Origin of the sequence: Paenibacillus sp. FSL K6-2441 (assembly GCF_037964765.1) — a bacterium.
Taxonomy (GTDB): domain Bacteria; phylum Bacillota; class Bacilli; order Paenibacillales; family Paenibacillaceae; genus Fontibacillus; species Fontibacillus phoenicis.
In genome coordinates, this window is sequence record NZ_CP150174.1 from 3,868,921 (window position 1) to 3,889,209 (window position 20,289).

Consider the following 20,289-nt stretch of genomic DNA (forward strand, 5'->3'; position numbering starts at 1 on the left):
TATTGATTAATTTTAGATTTTCGCCTCGATTATTAGTTGATCGTTGCAGGCGGCGGTATAAGTTTTTAATATAATCACACTTTTTTATCTGATTTATGCTTCTTTTTTATCCTTCTTCATTGCGATATTGCTTCGGAGAGACTCCCGTATACTTGTTGAATACGATTGCAAAATGCGCCTGATTGCTAAACCCGACTTTCTCGGCGACCTCGTAAATTTTATAGCGGTAATCTTTTAACAGCTCTTTGGCTTTATTGATGCGCAGCTCATTAATATAATCAAACAAGCCTTGCCCTACTTCCTCTTTAAACAGGCGGCTGACATAATTCGGGCTGACTTGGAACAGGTCGGCAAACAGCTTCAGGGAGAGGCTGTCTTGATAATGATGCTCGATGTACTCCAAAATATTGCGGATCAACTGGCTGTACCCTTTGAAAGCGTTGGCCCCTCCGCCAAGCCGCTGTTCAAAAACAGTCCGGTATGCGCTGGACATTTGCTCGAAATCTTCAAAAGCCCCGCGGGCGGTGAGTTCTTCCTCCGCCTCTGTTTTGACCTTGCTCCCGTTTCGGTCCATCATAAATAACAAGCCTTCGTACACTTTTTGCACCTCTGCCTCGTCCAGACACTCCTCCGTCCGGATCAGATTCTCCCAGCGTGACAGCCCATCCATGAACTTCTCGTGCGCATGCTCGGCCAAGGCTGACTTCATTTGCTTCACATAAACCTCCGCTTGCTCCAAGGCCACCTCGCTTCGCTCCTTCTGGTGGCTGTAATAGAAAATCGAGGATTCCGGATGGTAAAAATGGTGCGACAACGCCTGCAGCGCTTGTTTGTACGCCGTGGGCACTTGCTCGAATCGGTCCACCCAATCGCTGATGCCCAGCACAATATCAATATTCACGAAACGCTTGAGCGTGGAACTGATCCGTTGCACGATGTCGTTGACGCGCGTCAGCGAAGCGAGCAGACTCTTCAGTTCGCTATTGCTGATCAGGAGGGCGGACAGCCGCTCGTTTAATGGCACGAACTCGATCTCCCGCTCCGCCGAAACCATTTCGTTCACCATATTTTGCACGGTATTCCCGAGTACGGACTTCGACGATTCGCTGTATCTTTGCAGCACCTTGTCATAGTTTTTGATTTTGAACAACACAACGTAGATGTTGCCTTCTTTTAACCGTGTTTCCGAGAGCTCATGCTGGATACCGGTGCCGTACAGCAGGCCGCTGAGCAGCTGCTCCTTGTGATTTGTCGCCCTTGGGGGTTGTGAAGGAATAGGGGCGGTCCCGAGTTGCTTGCGGATGTTCTGCAGCATGCCAATCAGCTCCCGGTCATTGATGTCCGGCTTATGAAAATAATCGAGCGCCCCCAGCTTCATCGCCTCCTTCACAAACCCGAAGTCGTCAAAGCTGCTCAGGACCACCACCTTGACGGGCAGCTCCTGCTCTTTGATCCGGCGCAGCACTTCAAGCCCGTCCATTTTCGGCATTTTGATGTCCAGCAGCACGACATCCGGCTGCTCGCTGGCGATCAACCGCAACGCCTCAGCTCCGTCTCCAGCCTCGCCGATGATCTCCACGCCTTCGGCTTGCCAATCGATCGCCGATTTAATGCCGATTCGCACCAGCGGCTCGTCGTCTACAATCAATATTTTCATTTGCTGTCCCCTCCCCCTGCCGTTTCATTCGAAATGACTGGAACCCGAATCAGCGCCACAGTTCCCCCCTGCCTTCCGGGGGCAAGCCATAAGCCGTATCCCGGTCCAAAATGCAGACGTATCCGGCTTCGAATATTCTGAATGCCAATCGAGTTGAATCCATCTCTGGAGATTTCCTTATACCCTGGCTTGGCATGTAACCCGCCATCTTCCGGGAACCCGCGGCCGTTGTCCGCCACTTCCACGTACAGGTCGCCTTGCCGTTCATAAATGGAAATGTCCAGCTTCCCTTTATAATCAATTCCCTCAAAGCCATGGAAAATCGCATTTTCCACCAGCGGCTGGATCAGGAATTTCAACGTTTTGTATTCGGTGACGCCCGGGTCAATCGAATACGTCACCTCAAACTTGTTGAAGTACCGGAAATCCAGAATTTTGGCATAGCTCTGGACAAATACGACTTCCTCAGCGATGGGAACAAAGTTCTCATCCGTCTTCATGCTGAACTTCATTACAGAAGCGAAAGCTTGCAGCGCCTCTTCAATTCCAGAAGCGCCTTGCACTTTGGCCATCCACTTGATCACATTTAAGGTATTGTATATAAAATGCGGGCGGATTTGCGATTGCAGCGCGTCCATCTCCAGCTTGCGCTTCTCTTCCTCTTTCTCGTAAATCCGCGCAATCAGACTGCGAATTTCCTGCAGCATCTGATCGATCGTACTGCTGATCACCCCAACCTCATCGCTTTGCCGCGTATCGAACCTGACATCGAGCTGGCCCTGGGCGACCAGCTTCATTTTGCGGTTCAATACGGCCAAAGGCTTCATAATTCGCGTGGCAATGCGCAGGGAGATCAGGATCGACAAGACCAGCAGCAGGAGGAGCGTACCGGCCATGATGGCCACCAACTGGTACACAATGGAGTACAGGTCGTCCTTCGCAATCAGGGTCACCGCATGCCACTCGGCCACCTGAGACGGAGAAGAGATCATATACAGCTTTTGGTTGATCCACATTCGGGTCGTACCGGTCCGGCCGGACGGCTCCTCCTGAAAGCCGCTCCCAAACACGGCGGAGGCCGCCTTGCCGATCTCTCCGCTGTTTGAGCTTTGAATAATCATCCGATCTTCATCCAGCAAATAGAAGTTGGATTTTTCCGCGAACGCTGTATTACTCCACAACGTCTTCAGCTTGTCCGCCGAGATGTTGAAGACAATAAATCCGAGCCGTTCCTTGGTATACGGATCCATAATGGCCCGGCCCGCGGATACGACCGGAAGGCGGTGCGGCGATAACAGCTCGTCGTAATGAATACCCGTCGTGACAAACTGCCCGTTCCCTTCTCGTATTTTGCGGATAAACGCCTCCTGTAAATAAGTTGTTTTGAAATATTGATAGTTGATATACTCGCGGTTGCTGCGGCCGATAATCGACTGATCATGCTCATGAAAAATAACGACCGAATCCACCAAATCAGAATATAGCATGATCCCGCTTTGAATCAATCCGTTAACCTTATCGAAGTCCCGACCGCGTTCCAGCAGCGGATAAGGGACCTGGGTATAGTCCTTCTTCATGATTTGGTACACGCTTTGCTCCTGGATGGGAAACATGGACAACCTTTGTAACGGTTGCAGGGACGTATCAATATTGGTCACGATTTGCTTGTTGTTCTCCACCGCCGCATCCAGCATCACGTTTCGGTTCTTGTCGACATAAATCCATGACACGATCCCGCCGATCAAGATAAGCGGAATGAGAATAAAGACGGAAAAGGCAGCGATCAGCTTCTTCTCCAAGCTCAGTTGTGACAGTTTCTGCCGGGTGAATATCATCATCATTACCTCTCCAGAATAGATCGCCCCGCTCCGCTTGTCCGAAATTGCTTTGGCGTCATGCCGACAAATTCCTTAAACAACCGGGTGTAGTAACTCTGACTGCAAAATTTAAAATGAAATGCGATTTCGGAAATGGAACGGTTCGTATAGATAAGCATGTGTTTCGACTCTTCAATCTTGCGGCTGTTAATGTATTTCATCAGCGGCAATCCGGTTTCCCGGCGAAAACGATCGGACAAATAACTCGGATGAACGCCAAGGTGACCCGCAATGAGCGGCAAGGTCAAATCGTCAAAAATATGCTGCCGGATATAATGGATGGCCAGCTTCACCAGATGGGAGTACGGCAGCTCCTCCCTTTCCCGCTGAATCGTCATCACGAACTGCACCAGCATCTCGTATTCGAATTGGGCCAGCGCTTCGAGATCGTTAAGCCTTTCGATCTCCAATATTAGAGTATCACTTAAGTGAAAAGCAATCTCCGGATCGACCCCGCCCTGGATAATCGCCCTTGTAAACAAAGTGCAGGAGGCGATGAGGGCGTTTTTTTTGGAGCGCAGCGGATAGGTTGCCAACACCGCAGCTTCAAGCTCGTTGATTTTTCGCATCACCTGAAGTGCTGTTGCTTCGTCCCCCATCCGGACCGCTTCCAGCAGCTCCTGTTCGTAGTCTACCGGAGGATGGACAAAACGATCCTGGAGTGCCTGCATTTTCGATGACCGATAATACGTATGACCCTGTTGAAGATTCATCATATCCCACCTAAAAATTTAGACAATTATCTAAAGAATTTAGTATTACATTACCGCTTTAGGTTCTAAAATTCAATCATAACGACCAGGAGGGATCTAACAACCATGACTTGGAAATTAACGAATTCGGACGTTTCACAGCCAGAGCTGTTGAATATGGAAAGTATCTTTGCGCTCGGCAACGGGTATTTGGGCGTGCGGGGCAACTTTGAAGAAGGCTACGGTAAGCAAATGACCAGCATCCGCGGCACTTACTTGAACGCATTTCACGATGTGATCGAAATTCCTTATGGCGAGAAGCTGTTTGCTTTTCCCGAAACGCAACAGAAGCTGGTGAACAACATCGATGCTCAAACGGTGCTGATCTATTTCGGCGAGGAGGACGAGCCTTTCCGTCTGGATCAAGGCAAGATTACGGAATTTCAGCGGACTTTGCATATGGATCAGGGATTTTCGGAGCGAAGAGTGCATTGGACGTCTCCAACCGGCAAAGAAGTGCGTCTGACCTTCCGCCGTCTCGTCTCCTTTACGCACCGTGAATTGTTTGCCATTCATATCAAGCTGGAGCCGATCAACTTTAGCGGCCCGGTCAAAATCGTCTCTACGCTAAACGGTAATGTCAAAAACTACACCAATCCCAATGATCCGCGGGTTGGAGCGGGCCATGCGGAACGGATGACCGTGGTGGAAACTGGAACGCGAGGCGAATACGGCTACGTCGTGGACGAAACGATGGTTTCCAAAATGAAAGCCGCTTGCGTCACCCGCCATCAGTTAACTGCCGATGCAGAGATCGCGCTGGATACAAAGGACGGAGAAATAGTTTATACGGCAACCTTCGCTCTGAACGGCCCTGTTGAATTTACAAAATTCAACGTATATACGGACACTCTCCGCCATGGCGAAGGATTCCAGGAGCGGGCGTTTGATCTGCACGAGCGCTTGTCCGGCTTGTCCTTTGGCGATTTGCTCGCAGAGCAGACGGGGTATCTGAACGATTATTGGAAATCGGCCGACGTCATCATTCAGAACGATGAGAAGCTGCAGGAAGGCATCCGCTTCAACCTGTTCCAGCTGCTGCAATCCGCCGGCCGGGACAAGTACAGCAACATCGCCGCCAAAGGCTTAAGCGGCGAAGGGTACGAAGGCCATTACTTCTGGGATACGGAAATTTATATGTTCCCGGTCTTTTTGATGACCCAGCCGGAGCTGGCCCGCCAGCTGCTCTTGTACCGTTACTCCATTCTGGACGATGCCAGAGCGAGAGCGCGGGAGATGGGGCACCACAAAGGCGCGTTGTTCCCTTGGCGCACCATTTCAGGGACCGAATGCTCCTCGTTCTTCCCGTCAGGCACAGCGCAATATCATATCAGCGCGGACATCGCCTACAGCTATGTCCAATACTACCTTGCTGCGCAGGATCGGGATTTCCTGCTGAACTACGGCGCGGAAGTGCTGATCGAAACGGCGCGGTTATGGGCTGAAATCGGGCATTATTACAACGGTGCATTCCACATTGATGAAGTCACCGGGCCGGACGAATATACCTGCTGCGTGAACAACAACTACTATACCAACGCTATGGCCAAGCATAATTTGAAATGGGCGGCCAAAAGCTGCGCGATCCTGAAAGACTACGATGCCGCAGGCTACCAGGCGCTATGCGCGAAGCTTGGCGTTACGGACGACGAAATCGCCGCTTGGGAAGCGGCAGCTGCAGCGATGTTCCTGCCATATGATGAAGCTCTGGGCATCAACCCGCAGGATGATACGTTCCTGCGCAAGGCCGTTTGGGATTTTGCCAATACGCCAAAAGAAAACTATCCGCTGTTGCTGCACTACCATCCGCTGACCCTTTACCGGTACCAGGTGTGCAAACAGGCGGACACCGTGCTGGCCCATTTCCTGCTGGAGGACGAGCAGTCCCTGGAGACGATCCGCCGTTCCTACGATTATTACGAACGGATCACGACCCATGACTCCTCCTTGTCCTCTTGTATCTTCAGCATTATGGCGGCCAAGATCGGCAATCTGGACAAAGCGTACGAGTATTTCATCGAAACGGCGCGGCTGGATCTGGACAACACGCATGGCAATACGAAAGATGGTCTGCATTTGGCAAACATGGGCGGCACTTGGATGTCGATCGTGTACGGCTTCGCCGGCATGCGGCTGAAAGAAAGCGGCCTGTCTCTTGCCCCAGCGATCCCGCGGGATTGGGAGCAATACGCCTTCCGCCTGACGTTCCGCGGCCGTCTGATTTCCGTGCGTATCGAGAAAGGAGACGTCACCCTGGAGCTGACCGAAGGCGACGCCATCGACATTCAATTGTACGGAGAAACCGTGACATTGCAGCCGGATCGCGCTGTTTCGCGTCCTCTGGCAAACCTTGAACTACATTGAGAAGGAGCGGTTAGGATGGATAACAACCAAACGAAATCTTTACAAGCAGTGATCTTTGATTTGGACGGGGTCATTACGGACACCGCCGAATATCATTACCAAGCGTGGAAAGCCATTGCCGAAGAATTGAACATTCCCTTTACACGCGAGTTTAATGAAAATCTGAAGGGCGTATCCCGCCTCGATTCTTTAAAGCTGCTGCTCAGCCAAACGACCACCCCCGTTCATTACAGCGAAGCGGAGATGAATGAGCTGGCAGCGCGCAAGAACAACCTTTACGTCAAGTTGATCGAGAAAATTACGCCAGCCGACCTGTTGCCGGGAATCTCCGGGTTTCTAACGGAGCTGCGGGAAGCCGGGATCAAGACCGGGATCGCTTCCGCCAGCAAAAACGCCCAAACCGTCCTTGACGGTCTGGGCGTGACAAGCTGGTTTGATGTGATTGTGGACGTGACCCGCTTAAAGAACAATAAGCCGGATCCGGAGATTTTCCTGACCGCGGCGGCCCAACTCGGAGTGGAGCCGGCGGCCTGCATCGGCGTGGAAGACGCCGTTTCCGGAGTCGACGCGATCAAAGCCGCGGGCATGTTCGCCGTCGCCATCGGCGCAGCGGAGCAGTTCCCGAAAGCCGACATCGTGCTGCCCAGCACCGCCAAGCTCAGTTTGCGGGATCTGATGGAGCATTTTGCGGTAAAAGCGTAGAGCTGCTTCTACTCCCCCGGCCATCGCAAGGTTTCCCCGTGATGCAGCAGCCGGATCGTATCCTCAGAGAAGCCAAGGCGGATCCGTTCCTTCTCCAGACGGTCAAGCGCCTCCCGCGCGGTATCATCGGCCAGCCGGAAGGTGCCGTAATGCATCGGAATCATGAGCTTCGCCTTGACATCAACGAACGCTTGCAGCGCCTCCTCCGGCGTGGTATGCTGGCTCGTCATGAACCATTCCGGCTCATAAGCGCCGATCGGCAGGAGCGCCACATCGATCTGAAAGCGCCTGCCGATTTCGGCAAACCCGCGGAAATATCCGCTGTCTCCGGCAAAATAGATGACCGGCGGTTTCTTCTCCACCTTGCTTGGCACCGGCTCCAGGACGTAGCCGCCCCAATGCGACGTATTCGTATCAAATGGCGTGCGGCGCGTCCAGTGCTGGGTGGGGACAAAGGAGATGTCGACCTCCCCAATGCGTACGCGCTCCCACCAGCTCATCTCATGGACGTTATAGAACCCTTTCCGCCACATCTTCCGCCCAAGGCCGACAGGGACAATGATCGTGGTGTCCTTGCTATAAATCCGGCGGATCGAAGCAAAATGCATATGATCATAATGGGAATGAGAGATCAGGATCACGTCGATGGGCGGCAGTTGATGAATGGGGATCCCCGGCTCGGTAAGCCGACGTTGAAATCCCATCCGCATGGCCCAGACGGGATCGGTAACGATATTAAGACCTTGATATTGGATCAGGAACGTAGAATGGCCGATCCACGTAATCGTGCTCTCTTCACGGTTCGCCTGCAAATAATCGAGTTCCGGCGGCTTATTGGGAATCACGAAGGAATAATCCTTCTTTTTGCTGCGCCGTTCTTCCCGCAGCTGCTTAAATTGCTTTAACGTTTTGTCGGTGCTCACGTTATCGAGGTTATTGTAGCGCATTCTTCTTGGCATCGCTCCAGTGACTCCTCTCCGCATTTCTTTCGCTCTCTCTGGTATAAACCCAAATTTCCCGGGTCAATCGGCCCGATCCTTATACTTCCAGGCATAGAGAAATAAGAACAGGACCGCCCCGGCTACCACCAACTCCGGAGCTACCATCATCATAAACCACTCCATCCCCTTCACCCTTTCCCCGGCGAATTGCCTCTTACATATTTGGCGTCAAACAAAAACAACCGCATCAGCAAGAACAAGGAAGGAATGAGAATACACAATCCTGCAACGAAAGCGGTGATTAAGGCGACGGCCATCGTCTCGTTGGTGAAGCTCTCGTAGATACTCACCTGCTTATAGAGAATATAGGGAAGGTGGCTGCGGCCATATCCGTACCAAGCAAACGCGAACTGCAGCATGACCAGCAAGAACGACCAGCCTAGCCGCCGCTTTTTCCACATCAAGATGACGGCCCCCAGGTAACAAATCAAAGAGGCGATAAACATCCACGCTACCTCCAACATATGTGCGAAATGCTCCGGATTTTGCCGATGGATCTGAAAAAAGGCGAACACACAGGCGAGAATCGTCGGCCCGCTCCACAGCAGCGCATACCCGCGCAGGACTCCGAAAGCCCGCTGATCCCCCGCTTTATCCGCGTAAAACGCCAGAAACATCGCCGAAATGTACAGCACAGACACCAGTGCCAGCAGGATCACCGACCAGGTATACGGATTGCCAAAGAAGGCTGCCCAATCCAAGACAACCTTCCCGTCGCGCTCGCCAATGATACCGCCCTCCGAAATAGCTAAGATCGTCGAAAGGGCCGCCGGAATCAGCAGACCCGTTGCCCCGTAGACCGCCATATACGTTTTATTGTTCGCTTTACTTGCGCCATAGGTATTGTAAGCGTAATAAGCGCCCCGCAAGGCGAGCAGCACGGTAACCAGACTGCCGGGAATCAGCAGCGCCGTGCCGTAATAATAAGCGGAATCCGGGAAGAACCCGACCAAACCAACGACGAAAAAGATTAAAAACACGTTGGTCACTTCCCACACCGGGGATAAGTACCGCTGAATAATGTCGTGGACTTTGTTTTCATGGCCGGTTATCACGCTGTAATAGCTGAAAAATCCGGCACCAAAGTCAACGGAAGCGACGATTAAATAGCCAAACAGGAACGTCCACAACACCGTAATGCCGACCAGCTCATAGCTCATTGTGCGTCTCCTCCCTCAAGCCCGGCTTGCCGCAGCTCGGTGAGCACATCCTTGTTGCGGAACATCCGGGATAATACGTAAACGCAGGAAAGGCACAGGACCAGATACAGCACGGCGAACATCAGCAGCATCGGGCCAACGCTTTCCGAGGTGGTAGCGGCTTCCCCCACCTTCATATAGCCCCGGATGATCCACGGTTGACGGCCAAACTCAGCGAACATCCAGCCCAGCTCGATGGCGACCATCGCCAGTGGCCCCAGCGCCAAAATGCCGATCAGCAGCCAGACCGGAACCTTCGTCTTGCCGCCGGGCAAGTAGCGCCGCAGCAAATACAGGAACGGAATCAGGACGAGCAGCGCCCCGATCGTCACCTTGAGATCAAACATATAATGAATCAGCAACGGCGGACGCTCATCTACAGGGAACTCCTCTAACCCGATGACCCGGGTATTGGGCGAGTTACCGGCAAGGATGCTAAGCGCATACGGGATTTTCAGCGCGTATTTGACGTTCCCGGCCTCATCCAGTACGCCGCCGTATATCAACGGTGCCCGTTCCATCGTTTCAAAATGCCATTCCGCCGCCGCCAGCTTCTCCGGTTGATACTTGGCCAGAAACTTGCCGGAGAAATCCCCAATCACCGCCGTCGCCAGGGCAAACACGAAGGAGGAGACGACCGTCAGTTTCAGCGCCTTTTTGAAATAGACGTGATCCCGGCCGCGCAGCAGGCTGAAAGCCGCGATGCCCGCCAGAATTCCCGCACTGGCCGTATACGAGGAAGCCAGGACATGGGACACCTTGGTTGGCGTTGCCGGATTAAACATCGCCACCAGCGGACGGAAGTCTGCGATCACCCCGTTTTTGAGCGTGAATCCCTGCGGTGTGTTCATGAAGGCGTTCAGCGTGGTAATGAAGAAGGCGGAAGCGGAAGAGCCGATGGCGACCGGAATCAGCAGGAGCAGGTGCAGCCCCTTATTTTTGAATCGATCCCACGTATAAAGGTAAATCCCCAGAAAAATCGCCTCCACAAAAAAGGCGAAGGTCTCCATAAACAGCGGCAACGCAATCGCCTGTCCGGCGACGCGCATAAAGGTGGGCCAGAGCAGGCTGAGCTGCAAGCCGATGGACGTCCCGGTCACGACCCCAATTGCCACGGAAATGACGAAGCCGCGAGCCCAGCGGCGAGCCAGCATCGTATAATGCGGATCGTTCGCGCGAATGCCCCGCCACTCCGCCAGCGCGATCATCAGCGGCACGCCAACGCCAATCGACGCAAAGATGATATGTACGAACAAGGTCAGCCCGGTAAGCATCCGGCTTAAAGTGACCGAGTCAAGATTTGCCATAACTCAAGCTCCTTCAGGAGAAGTAATGGAGGAAACGAATCAAGCTTTTGATGAAGGCATACAGCATGATCACGGCTACGATGAGACATACGATCGCCAGGGTTCGCTCTTGTTTTCGGAACATGCCTTCGCCTCCTTGCCCATTTAGTGTGTCGCGGATGTTCCTTTTTATTCCTATGAGGGTTGGGCAATAGGCCGCATTGAGGTACAATAGACAAGAAAAGTTTAAAATTAAACCAATCTGGGATTGAAGGCCTCATCTATAGAAAGGAGCCGTGATGATCAATGAAGATCGTCTTTATCGAACCGACCCCCAGCCCAAATACGATGAAGCTGCATTTGGATGAAAGCTTGGAGCCGGGGATTCGGAAAACATATACGCTGAACAACGAACGCTCTGCCCCCGCTTGGATTCGCGGATTGCTGCAGATCCCCGGGGTCAAAAGCGTGTTCCACACCGCTGATTTTGTTGCCTTGGATCGGAAAGGGAACGCTGATTGGGCGGCAATTTTGTCCGAAGTGCAGAAGCAGTTTGGACAGGAAGGCGTGGAATCGGCCTGGACCCCGGAGAGCGGGGAAGCCTCAGGATACGGGGAGGCGCAGGTCTTTGTGCAGTTCTTCCGCGGCATCCCGATGCAAATTCGGGTGAAGGCGGGGAACCAAGAGGAACGGATTTCGTTGTCCGAGCGATTCGTGAACGCCGTCACCGAGGTGGCCAGCGCCACGCTGATCAAGGAGCGCAAGCTCGTCGATTACGGCGTGCGCTACGGCGAGCTGCCTGACATCGCCCGCGAGATCGAGCAGGAGCTGGAGGCGGCGTATCCGCCGGAGCGGCTGAAAGGCATCGTCGAGCAAGCGATCGCCCACGGCCGCAGCGAGACGGAGTTCGTCGAGCAGCGGCGCGCGCTTAGCCTGGACGAAATCCGCGAGCGGATGAAGGACCCGGATTGGCGCGTGCGCTACGCCGCGCTGGAGTCACTGCAGCAGCCAAGCGCAGAGGCGCTGCCGCTGCTGGCGGAGGCGCTGCGCGACCCGCAAATGCAGCTCCGCCGGCTCGCCGTCGTTTACCTCGGCGACCTGCGGACGCCGGAGGCGATGGAGCTGCTGTACGAGGCGCTGCGCGATGCTTCCGCCGCCGTGCGGCGCACCGCCGGCGATACGCTGTCCGACATCGGCGATCCGGCGGCCACGGGGCCGATGATCGCGGCGCTATCGGACAGCAGCAAGCTGGTCCGTTGGCGCGCGGCCCGCTTCCTCTACGAGGTCGGCACGGATGATGCCTTAGAGGCGCTGCGCGCAGCGGTAGACGACCCTGAGTTTGAGGTGGGTCTGCAAGCGCGCATGGCCGTCGAGCGGATCGAGTCCGGCGAGCAAGCCGCCGGAACGGTCTGGCAGCAAATGGCCGGCCGCGAGCGTGGGGGCAACAAGTAAACAAAAACGAGCAAGGGTCACCTGACATGAGGTGTCGGTGATCCTTGCTCGTTTATTTTTTTCATCCTTATTCCCAATGAATCTCAACCCGCAAATCATCCGTTCCCTCCAAAGGCTGCATCAGGTAACGGATATTTCGGATGCCCAGGTCGTACAGCCCGGTCAAGTCCTCCAGCAACTGCTCATCCGAACCGGCGTAACGCACGGTCACCGTGGCTTTTCCGGCCTTCATGCCGAACTTGACCCGTTCTGCCAGCCCTTTGGCGGTGGACACTGCCGCGTCGGCGTCGTATAAGTCGTACCCCAGCGCAGTCTTCAGCGCAAGATAGGTTTGCTTCTTCTCCCCGCCTGCCTCAATTAGCGCCTGCAGAGTTTTGATATAAGGTACGGACGCCCGAGGATAATCGGCCGCTTTCCAGATATGATCCTGCCTCATCTGCTCATCGGTTCGCAAGTAATACGTATAATTGACCCGCTTGGGCACATCAGGGACCGGGTCGTCCCAGGTCGTGTCCAGATGGTACCAGCGGTTGTCGAGACGCACGAGGTTCCACGCATGCAGCTGGCCTCCCGCCGTCCCTTCCACTAAACGGTTCTCAATCCCAGCTTCCTTCAGCAACTCGTAAGTCAGCAAGGCGTAGCCTTGACATACCGCTTCACCGGTTTTGAGCCCTTCATAAGCGGTATATTTTTGCAGATCGGTATCGTACTTCAGGTTCAACACGACATAATCGTGAATCGCTTTGATTTTCTGATGGTTGTTCATGCCCGGTTGGATCAGCTGCTTGAGGATGTTCTTCACGCTTTGGCGGACGTAAGCGGTCTGCTCAGCCGTTTCGCGGTAATGAACCTGCAGCGTGATCTTGGCCGATCCCGTTGTGCCTCGCCAGGAGTAAACGTAACGATCCACGATATATTTCGTATACGGATCGGCTTCCAGCGCATCGTTCACCGCTTGCTTCAGCTGATTCTCCAAATTTTTGGTCGACCCCTTATATTTCAAGGTAATCGTCGTGTTCCGCGCCTCCATCCCTTGCGCCAGCTTAGCCTGCAGTTGCTTGGCGGTCGTGACCGTCGCTGGCTCCGCCGCCGCTTGAACCGGGACGGCAATCCCTCCAAGTGGTTCGGTACTCAGCAGTAAACCGCCGATCACCCCGGTTATGAGCCAACCTGTTGAAAGTCTCCCGATTTTCTTTCCCATCTGGCTTCCCTCACCTTCCGGTCAAGCTGCATAAACGATTTCTTCTGCCAATCTTTCGATCAAGCCCATTGTAACACAGCCTCTCCTGCAAAAGCTTACTAGTTTTGTCGAACGCAAAACAGGATTTGGACAGCCCCCGTAAGGCGGTTCCTTCGAGATCTCACGAAAATCTGTTTCCTAAAATTCACAATCAGCTTCTACAAATGAAAGCAGGGCTTATGTATAATAAAAAATATAAAAAATGTGATAAATGTCATTGCGTGAATTTTCAGACTTCCATAGGAATGGAGAATCGATTGGATGACTATCGTAAATATTTCGGATATTTCGGTGGAATTATTTTTAGCCGTCATGTTTTTTCTGCTGATTGTGGCTCCCATGGTGAGCCTCGGTGTACTGCGATTGTTCCAGGGCCGCAAGCGGGCGGGCTTTGCCTTAATCGGCGGCGGAGTGTTGGGATATTTCGTGTTCCAACTGATTGCCGGACTGTTTATCTAGGAAGCATAACGATAAATTGATAGCTCCATGCAAAAGAAAACGGCGATACAGGTCCTTCCTGTATCGCCGTTTTGCTGTTCCTTATTTTACAGCTGCTGCAGCTTGCTCATGCTCCATGCTTTCGATGAATTTCTCGCAATCGATCGCAGCCATGCAGCCGCTTCCTGCCGCCGTAATCGCTTGGCGGTAGCGGGTGTCCTGTACGTCGCCGCAAGCGAAGACGCCCGGAACGTTGGTCTCGGAAGTGCCTGGCTTCACCACGATATACCCGTTGGCATCCAGATCGATTTGGCCGCCCAGGAACGAGGTGTTCGGTTGATGGCCAATCGCCACGAATACGCCGCTGGCCGGAATGATTTCTTCCTCGCCCGTCGCGTTGTTGCGCACTTTCAGGCCGGTAACCCCATGCTCTCCGGCGATGACTTCAAGCGGCGTGCGGTTGAGGGCCAGCTCGATTTTCTCGTTGCTGCGCACGCGATCCTGCATGATCTTCGAGGCGCGCAGCTCTTCGCGGCGATGCACCACGGTGACTTTCGAAGCAAAGCGGGTTAAGAATCCGGCTTCCTCCATTGCGGAATCGCCGCCGCCGACCACAATAATCTCTTTGTTGCGGAAGAAGAAGCCGTCGCAGGTCGCGCAAGTGCTTACGCCGCGTCCAACGTTCACCTCTTCGCCCGGGATGCCCAGGTATTTAGCCGTAGCACCTGTCGACAAGATCAATGTCTCAGTCACGAGCTCACCAATTCCTTCTACCTGAAGTTTAAACGGACGTTGGCTCAGATCCACGCTGTTCACCCAGCCCGTGCGGAATTCAGCTCCGAAACGTTCGGCTTGCTTGCGCATGTTATCCATCAATTCCGGGCCCATGATCCCTTCCGGGAACCCCGGGAAATTTTCTACTTCCGTGGTTGTTGTTAATTGGCCGCCTGGCTGCGGACCTTCGATCACCAGCGGATTCATGTTCGCGCGGGCCAGATATATTGCAGCGGTTAACCCTGCCGGGCCGGTTCCGATAATAATTGATTTGTACATATCCTCAAATCCTTTCAAATGGATTCATCACAAATTATAGATATAAGATGGCTTGATTCTAATTATGTGAACGTTGCAGGAATCTGTCAATCTTTGTAATGGATAGGTTTGGTGAAGGTTAAATGAAGGAATGGTGAAGACCGCTATGTCAGGACCACAGCGCGAGCCACTACGCGCGACGCTACCGAAACCACTATCGAAACCACTACCGAAGCAGCCGCAGCCCGTTCAGAATCACCAATAGCGTGCTGCCCTCATGACCCACGACACCAAACGGCAGCGGAATACCCGCCGCAAAATTGCTTACGATCAGCATCAGAATAACGGCACCGGCAAAAACCAGGTTCTGCTTCACGATCCGCCGAGCCCGCCGGGCGAGCGAGATCGTCTCCGCAATCCGCTCGATGCTGTCGTTCATCAGCACGACATCGGCCACTTCCAGCGCGGCCCCGCTGCCGCCGCCGCCCATGGCGATGCCCACGCTTGCGGCTGCGAGCGCCGGCGCGTCGTTGACGCCGTCGCCGACCATCGCGACGCTGCCATAGCGCTCCCGCAGCGCCTTGACATGCGCGACCTTCTCTTGCGGGAGCAGATCGGCGTACACGAGGTCGACGCCGATCTCCTTGGCCAGCGCGTGTGCGGTCACGCTGCGGTCGCCGGTCAACATCGCGACGGCGACACCCAGCTCGTGCAGCCGGGCGATGGCTGCCTTGGCCTGCGGGCGAACCTCGTCGCGGAGCGCGATGAGGCCGACGTTGGCATCGTCCCGCTGAACGACGGAGACGGTGTGCCCCTCGGCGATCCATCGGCGAAGCTGCTCAGCCAGCGGCCCCGGTAGCATCGAGTCGCCATCGTCCGCCTTGCCGATGCGCCACGCCGCGCCGCTGACCTTCGCTTCGATGCCCCAGCCCGGTAGCGCCCGCAGCTCCTCGGCCCCGTCGATCGGCAGCCCTTCGGCTTGCGCCTTGCGTACGATCGCTTGAGCCAGCGGATGCTCCGACAGGCTCTCCGCCGCAGCGCAGGCAGCCAGCATCTCCCGCGGGTCAACGCCTTCGATGGTGTACAGCCCGGTCACCACCGGCGAGCCTTCCGTCAGCGTCCCGGTTTTATCAAACGCGACGACCCGAATGCTGCCCAGATGGTCCATATGGGCTCCGCCCTTGAACAGCACGCCTTTGCGGGCGCTCTTCGACATCGCCGAGAGCATGGCCGGCATCACCGACGATACAATCGCGCACGGTGAAGCTACTACAAGAAACACCATCGCCTTGTAAAAGGCGAACGACCAGCTCCAGCCAAGCAGCCACGGCGTGAGCAGGATGAGGGCTAGCGTTGCGGCTACAATTGTCTTGGCGTAAATGCCTTCAAGCCGCTTAATAAACCGCTGCGTCCCCGGCACCTCCTGCTGAGCCTGCTCCACAAGGGTGATGATCTTGGCGAACAAGGTGCCTTCCGCCGGGCTGGACACCTCCACATAAATCGCCCCTTCTCCATTGATCGTTCCGGCATACACCCCATCCCCCGGCTGTTTATCCACCGGGATCGATTCTCCGGTGATTGCCGATTGATTTACCGCAGAGCTTCCGGTGCGGATGATCCCGTCGGCCGGGATCACCTCCCCTGGCTTCACCAGCAGCAGGTCGCCCACGGCCAGCGCCTCCACCGGCACCAGCTCCATCCCATCTTCGCCAACGCGAAGCGCGGTTTCCGGCTTCATCGCGATCAGCGCCGAGATGTCCTTCCGGCTCCGTTCGCTGGCGAACGATTCCAAGGCGCCACTTAATGCAAAGATAAAGATCAGCATCGCCCCTTCGTTCCAATAGCCGATGGAGGCTGCCCCAAGCGCCGCCGCGATCATCAGCAAATTAACATCCAAATCCCGCTCTTTGATTAAAGTGATCAAGCCTTCCCGGGCTTTCACATATCCCCCGACCGTATAGGCCGCAATATACAGCACCATTGAGATCCAAGGCATCGGCCCTTGCATCCCCCAGGCCCATGCGGTAAGCATTAACCCGCCGCTGACCAAAGCGAGCAGCAACTCCCGGTGGCTGAAGAGCCGCTTCCAATCCAACCGCCGCTTCCCGCCCGGGTTAGGTTGATGGGCTGCTTGATTCACTTCTGGCAATGTTCTTCTATGGACGACTTCCATAATAAGCTCCTCCTTGTAAGGGGGGTAAGCTGAGAATGAATATTATTGTTAACCCCCTAAAAATGGCGCAAGCTGCCCCGGGATCTTCCCGGAGCAGCTCACAAATGAGAACGATAATCATTGTTGAATTAGGACAATAATTTTGTTTTAGTGAAACTTTTGGCTTTATTGTATGCTTATTTTTCCATTTTGTAAATACCTGCTGACCGTAGCTTCAGACCCACATCGGCATCAGCCCCTGTCCGTACACGAAAAAAACCGCTGACCGGACGGACAAACATGGTCCTCCGATTCAGCGGCTTCAGTATAAATTCGGTATAAATGCTATTAGGCCTGGCTGGCAGCGATCGCCTGCTCCAAATCATACAGGATGTCGTCGATCGACTCCGTCCCTACGGACAAGCGGATTAACCCCGGCGTGACGCCGGCGGCCAATTGTTCCGCTTCCGTTAACTGTTGGTGCGTGGTGCTGGCCGGATGAATGATCAACGACTTGGAATCGCCGACATTGGCCAAATGCGAGAACAGCTTCACGCTATTGATTAGCTTGCGACCGGCTTCCACGCCGCCGCGAATTTCAAACGTGAGGATGGCGCCTTGGCCTTTTGGCAAGTATTTTTGCGCCAGTTCATAGGATGGGTGGCTTGGCAATCCCGCGTAGCTGACCCATTCTACCAGCTCATGCGCTTCCAGATATTGCGCCACTTTCAGGGCGTTCTGGCTGTGGCGTTCCACGCGCAGATGCAACGTCTCCAGCCCTTGCAGCAGCAGCCACGCGTTAAACGGCGACAACGAAGCGCCAAGATCGCGCTGCAGCTGAACGCGGGCCTTGATGATGTAAGCGAGCGGACCGACTGCTTGCGTATATACAACGCCGTGGTAGCTTGGATCCGGCTCGGTCAGGCCCGGGAATTTCCCGCTGGCAGCCCAGTCGAATTTACCGCTGTCAACGATGATACCGCCGATCGAGGTACCGTGCCCGCCGATAAACTTCGTTGCCGAATGCACGACGATGTCCGCGCCAAAATCGATCGGACGCAGCAAATACGGGCTTGGGAACGTATTGTCGACGATCAACGGAATCCCATGCTCATGGGCAATCGCCGCGACCGCTTCGATGTCCAGCACGTCACCCTTCGGGTTGCCGATCGTCTCAGCGTAAAGCGCCCTCGTCTTGTCCGTGATCGCTGCGCGGAAGTTTTCCGGATTCGAGGAATCCACGAACTTCACGTGCACACCAAGCTTAGGCAACGTTGTGGAAAACAGATTATAGGTACCGCCGTACAACGAGGTGGAGGAGACGATTTCGTCACCCGCCCCGGCAATATTTAAGATGGAGAAAGTGACCGCCGCCTGACCCGATGCCGTCGCCAATGCCCCGACGCCGCCTTCCAACGCAGCTACACGCTTCTCGAACACGTCATTGGTTGGGTTCATGATCCGGGAATAAATATTGCCGAATTCCTTCAAGCCAAACAGATTCGCCGCATGCTCGGTGTCGCGAAAACCATACGACGTCGTTTGGTACAGCGGGACCGCCCGGGAGTATGTAGTGGGATCGATCTCCTGGCCGGCGTGAATCGCCAGCGTTTCTGGGGCATATTGACGCTCTTCAGACATGGATAATTCCTCCTTCAAATCATCGAAATAATGATAAACCAAGAATGTTTTTTCATATTCTCTCACATCTCGTGTGATTTGAAAATAGGAAATCCAATAATTTTTATATGAATTATTTAGATTGAGATAAACCCGTTGATATTTCCGGATAAAATAAGCATCCTCGAACGTTGGCTCACCTTCGCGGAGCCCCGGAAAGAGGGGGGCTTCGCCAACCAGCTTGGCATAGATTCCTTCCGGCGTTTCCCGAAACTCGATCAACCCGGCCTCCGGACACTGATCAAATTGCTCGCGCGTCAGCGTCCCCTGCCACACCCGGTAGGGGTCTGCCATCCAGGATGTTTTCCCTCCGTAAAAGCGAACCTTCCCCCGATCCAGCCACAGCACATGATCGGCCGCTTCCTCCCATTCGCTCAGCTCATGGACCGCCGTGATGACCGTTCGCCCTTCGGCATACCGGTTCAAATAAGCGCAAAGTGATCCCCGGCTTCAACCGCAATTGGTCGATCGCCCGAAGTGGGCGGCATCAGCGTGGCCAAAATGCGCATCAGCGAAGATTTCCCTGCGCCGTTGGGACCCAGGAGGCCCACCATCCCTTCGTTTAGCGTTAAGGTGACATCGTGCAGCGCGAAGCCGCCGCGCGTGTATTTTGGGGATAAATGATCAATTGGTATCATACGGTTCCTCTTTTCCGAACATTTTATCAAGTTATGCCTTCCGCGGGAGACATCTGTAGCTGTAACGGAAAGGGGACATAAAAAGTCTGGATGAAATGAAAAAAAGGGTACTATTTCCACAACCGCTCTGGAATAGCACCCTGTTTCTCCCTCATGTCACTTGATTTTAGTAGTCGTTTTGGCCGCTTTGACCTTGGGCGATGGCCACGCCGGCACTGGTGCCAAGGCGCGTTGCCCCCGCCTTGATCATCGCTTCGGCATCAGCCAGCGTGCGCACGCCGCCGGACGCCTTCACGCCAACGTTTGGACCTACCGTTTTGCGCATCAGCTCCACCGCTTCGACGGTAGCCCCGCCGGTGGAGAACCCGGTCGACGTTTTGACGAAATCCGCTCCGGCTTCCACGGACAGCTTGCAGGCCCGCACGATTTCCTCGTCGGTGAGCAGGCAGGTCTCGATAATGACCTTCACCAGCGCTTTGCCTGCCGCGGCCTGAACAACCCCGGCGATATCGCGGAGAACCAGCCCGTCGTCGCCGTCCTTGAGCGCGCCGATGTTGATGACCATATCGACTTCGCCCGCGCCTTCGGCAATCGCATGAGACGCTTCAAACGCCTTCACTTCCGGCGCCGAGGCGCCCAGCGGGAAGCCGATGACGGTGCACACCTTTACCGGGGAGTCTTTCAGAACCTCCGCTGCGGTCTTGACCCAGGTCGGGTTAACGCATACGGAAGCGAAGCCGTATTGCTTGGCTTCCTCCGCTAATTTAATAATGGCGGCGCGTCCGGCGTCCGCCTTGAGCAGCGTATGATCGATCATAG

At 54.6% G+C, this 20,289-nt stretch carries 16 protein-coding genes; 4 read left to right on the plus strand and 12 right to left on the minus strand.

All coding sequences use genetic code 11. From position 1 onward, the window contains the following. Positions 1-106: 106 nt before the first annotated feature. Genes NSQ80_RS17895 through NSQ80_RS17905 form a run of 3 tightly spaced genes read right to left on the minus strand, consistent with a single transcriptional unit; the run spans position 107 to position 4,247 of the window. Positions 107-1,657 carry a response regulator gene (locus NSQ80_RS17895; protein WP_339300208.1) on the minus strand — a complete coding sequence of 517 codons (1,551 nt, stop codon included), beginning with the start codon at positions 1,655-1,657 and terminating at the stop codon, positions 107-109. After that, complete coding sequence (locus tag NSQ80_RS17900; protein ID WP_232282372.1) at positions 1,654-3,495, minus strand: sensor histidine kinase; 1,842 nt, start codon at positions 3,493-3,495, stop codon at positions 1,654-1,656. Before NSQ80_RS17900 ends, NSQ80_RS17895 begins: the two co-directional genes overlap by 4 nt. 2 nt (positions 3,496-3,497) lie before the next feature. Continuing rightward, positions 3,498-4,247 carry an AraC family transcriptional regulator gene (locus NSQ80_RS17905; protein WP_232282373.1) on the minus strand — a complete coding sequence of 250 codons (750 nt, stop codon included), beginning with the start codon at positions 4,245-4,247 and terminating at the stop codon, positions 3,498-3,500. A 105-nt stretch (positions 4,248-4,352) separates the two neighbouring features. Between NSQ80_RS17905 and NSQ80_RS17910 the strand changes: the two genes are divergently transcribed. Then, positions 4,353-6,650: a glycosyl hydrolase family 65 protein gene (locus tag NSQ80_RS17910; protein ID WP_339300211.1), complete on the plus strand. Its 2,298-nt coding sequence runs from the start codon at positions 4,353-4,355 to the stop codon at positions 6,648-6,650. A 15-nt stretch (positions 6,651-6,665) separates the two neighbouring features. After that, complete coding sequence (pgmB, locus tag NSQ80_RS17915; protein ID WP_009226856.1) at positions 6,666-7,352, plus strand: beta-phosphoglucomutase; 687 nt, start codon at positions 6,666-6,668, stop codon at positions 7,350-7,352. 8 nt (positions 7,353-7,360) lie between these two features. On the opposite strand, the gene NSQ80_RS17920 is transcribed toward pgmB, so the two are convergent. From NSQ80_RS17920 to NSQ80_RS17930, 3 genes are all read right to left on the minus strand, one after another. Beyond that, positions 7,361-8,311 (minus strand): MBL fold metallo-hydrolase, encoded by a 951-nt coding sequence (locus NSQ80_RS17920; protein ID WP_036646547.1) that lies wholly within the window; start codon positions 8,309-8,311, stop codon positions 7,361-7,363. 170 nt (positions 8,312-8,481) lie between these two features. Continuing rightward, positions 8,482-9,513 (minus strand): cytochrome d ubiquinol oxidase subunit II, encoded by a 1,032-nt coding sequence (locus NSQ80_RS17925; protein ID WP_260071437.1) that lies wholly within the window; start codon positions 9,511-9,513, stop codon positions 8,482-8,484. Next, the gene (locus NSQ80_RS17930; RefSeq protein ID WP_339300216.1) at positions 9,510-10,859 is read right to left on the minus strand and encodes a cytochrome ubiquinol oxidase subunit I; all 1,350 of its coding nucleotides are present in this window, start codon (positions 10,857-10,859) and stop codon (positions 9,510-9,512) included. Before NSQ80_RS17930 ends, NSQ80_RS17925 begins: the two co-directional genes overlap by 4 nt. Before the next feature lie 285 nt (positions 10,860-11,144). Here NSQ80_RS17930 and NSQ80_RS17935 point away from each other — a divergent pair, with 285 nt between their 5' ends. Next, positions 11,145-12,290 carry a virulence factor gene (locus NSQ80_RS17935; RefSeq protein ID WP_260071435.1) on the plus strand — a complete coding sequence of 382 codons (1,146 nt, stop codon included), beginning with the start codon at positions 11,145-11,147 and terminating at the stop codon, positions 12,288-12,290. Positions 12,291-12,357: 67 nt separating this feature from the next. Here NSQ80_RS17935 and NSQ80_RS17940 read toward each other — a convergent pair whose 3' ends face one another. Further along, complete coding sequence (locus NSQ80_RS17940; protein ID WP_339300219.1) at positions 12,358-13,491, minus strand: transglutaminase domain-containing protein; 1,134 nt, start codon at positions 13,489-13,491, stop codon at positions 12,358-12,360. Between the two features lie 300 nt (positions 13,492-13,791). On the opposite strand from NSQ80_RS17940, the gene NSQ80_RS17945 reads away from it, so the two are divergent. Next, on the plus strand, positions 13,792-13,989 hold the full coding sequence (locus NSQ80_RS17945) for a hypothetical protein (RefSeq protein ID WP_009226864.1): 198 nt from the start codon (positions 13,792-13,794) through the stop codon (positions 13,987-13,989). An 81-nt stretch (positions 13,990-14,070) separates the two neighbouring features. Here NSQ80_RS17945 and trxB read toward each other — a convergent pair whose 3' ends face one another. From trxB to deoC, 5 genes are all read right to left on the minus strand, one after another. Continuing rightward, positions 14,071-15,021, minus strand: a complete 951-nt coding sequence (gene trxB / locus NSQ80_RS17950) for a thioredoxin-disulfide reductase (protein ID WP_009226865.1) — start codon at positions 15,019-15,021, stop codon at positions 14,071-14,073. A 205-nt stretch (positions 15,022-15,226) separates the two neighbouring features. Further along, on the minus strand, positions 15,227-17,173 hold the full coding sequence (locus NSQ80_RS17955) for a heavy metal translocating P-type ATPase (RefSeq protein ID WP_339300222.1): 1,947 nt from the start codon (positions 17,171-17,173) through the stop codon (positions 15,227-15,229). A gap of 327 nt (positions 17,174-17,500) precedes the next feature. Beyond that, a complete protein-coding gene (locus tag NSQ80_RS17960; RefSeq protein WP_339302186.1) occupies positions 17,501-18,793 on the minus strand; it encodes a homocysteine synthase in 1,293 nt (430 codons plus the stop codon). Positions 18,794-19,254: 461 nt separating this feature from the next. Further along, the gene (locus tag NSQ80_RS17965) at positions 19,255-19,470 is read right to left on the minus strand and encodes an ATP-binding cassette domain-containing protein (protein ID WP_339300224.1); all 216 of its coding nucleotides are present in this window, start codon (positions 19,468-19,470) and stop codon (positions 19,255-19,257) included. A 166-nt stretch (positions 19,471-19,636) separates the two neighbouring features. Then, positions 19,637-20,287, minus strand: a complete 651-nt coding sequence (deoC, locus tag NSQ80_RS17970) for a deoxyribose-phosphate aldolase (protein WP_036646551.1) — start codon at positions 20,285-20,287, stop codon at positions 19,637-19,639. Positions 20,288-20,289: the final 2 nt, after the last annotated feature.

Coding starts and splice junctions, on each gene's coding strand:
- NSQ80_RS17895 (WP_339300208.1), bottom strand. CDS start 1,657: ATGAAAATATTGATTGTAGACGACGAGCCGCTGGTGCGAATCGGCATT.
- NSQ80_RS17900 (WP_232282372.1), bottom strand. CDS start 3,495: ATGATGATATTCACCCGGCAGAAACTGTCACAACTGAGCTTGGAGAAG.
- NSQ80_RS17905 (WP_232282373.1), bottom strand. CDS start 4,247: ATGAATCTTCAACAGGGTCATACGTATTATCGGTCATCGAAAATGCAG.
- NSQ80_RS17910 (WP_339300211.1), top strand. CDS start 4,353: ATGACTTGGAAATTAACGAATTCGGACGTTTCACAGCCAGAGCTGTTG.
- pgmB (WP_009226856.1), top strand. CDS start 6,666: ATGGATAACAACCAAACGAAATCTTTACAAGCAGTGATCTTTGATTTG.
- NSQ80_RS17920 (WP_036646547.1), bottom strand. CDS start 8,311: ATGCCAAGAAGAATGCGCTACAATAACCTCGATAACGTGAGCACCGAC.
- NSQ80_RS17925 (WP_260071437.1), bottom strand. CDS start 9,513: ATGAGCTATGAGCTGGTCGGCATTACGGTGTTGTGGACGTTCCTGTTT.
- NSQ80_RS17930 (WP_339300216.1), bottom strand. CDS start 10,859: ATGGCAAATCTTGACTCGGTCACTTTAAGCCGGATGCTTACCGGGCTG.
- NSQ80_RS17935 (WP_260071435.1), top strand. CDS start 11,145: ATGAAGATCGTCTTTATCGAACCGACCCCCAGCCCAAATACGATGAAG.
- NSQ80_RS17940 (WP_339300219.1), bottom strand. CDS start 13,491: ATGGGAAAGAAAATCGGGAGACTTTCAACAGGTTGGCTCATAACCGGG.
- NSQ80_RS17945 (WP_009226864.1), top strand. CDS start 13,792: ATGACTATCGTAAATATTTCGGATATTTCGGTGGAATTATTTTTAGCC.
- trxB (WP_009226865.1), bottom strand. CDS start 15,021: ATGTACAAATCAATTATTATCGGAACCGGCCCGGCAGGGTTAACCGCT.
- NSQ80_RS17955 (WP_339300222.1), bottom strand. CDS start 17,173: ATGGAAGTCGTCCATAGAAGAACATTGCCAGAAGTGAATCAAGCAGCC.
- NSQ80_RS17960 (WP_339302186.1), bottom strand. CDS start 18,793: ATGTCTGAAGAGCGTCAATATGCCCCAGAAACGCTGGCGATTCACGCC.
- NSQ80_RS17965 (WP_339300224.1), bottom strand. CDS start 19,470: ATGATACCAATTGATCATTTATCCCCAAAATACACGCGCGGCGGCTTC.
- deoC (WP_036646551.1), bottom strand. CDS start 20,287: ATGATCGATCATACGCTGCTCAAGGCGGACGCCGGACGCGCCGCCATT.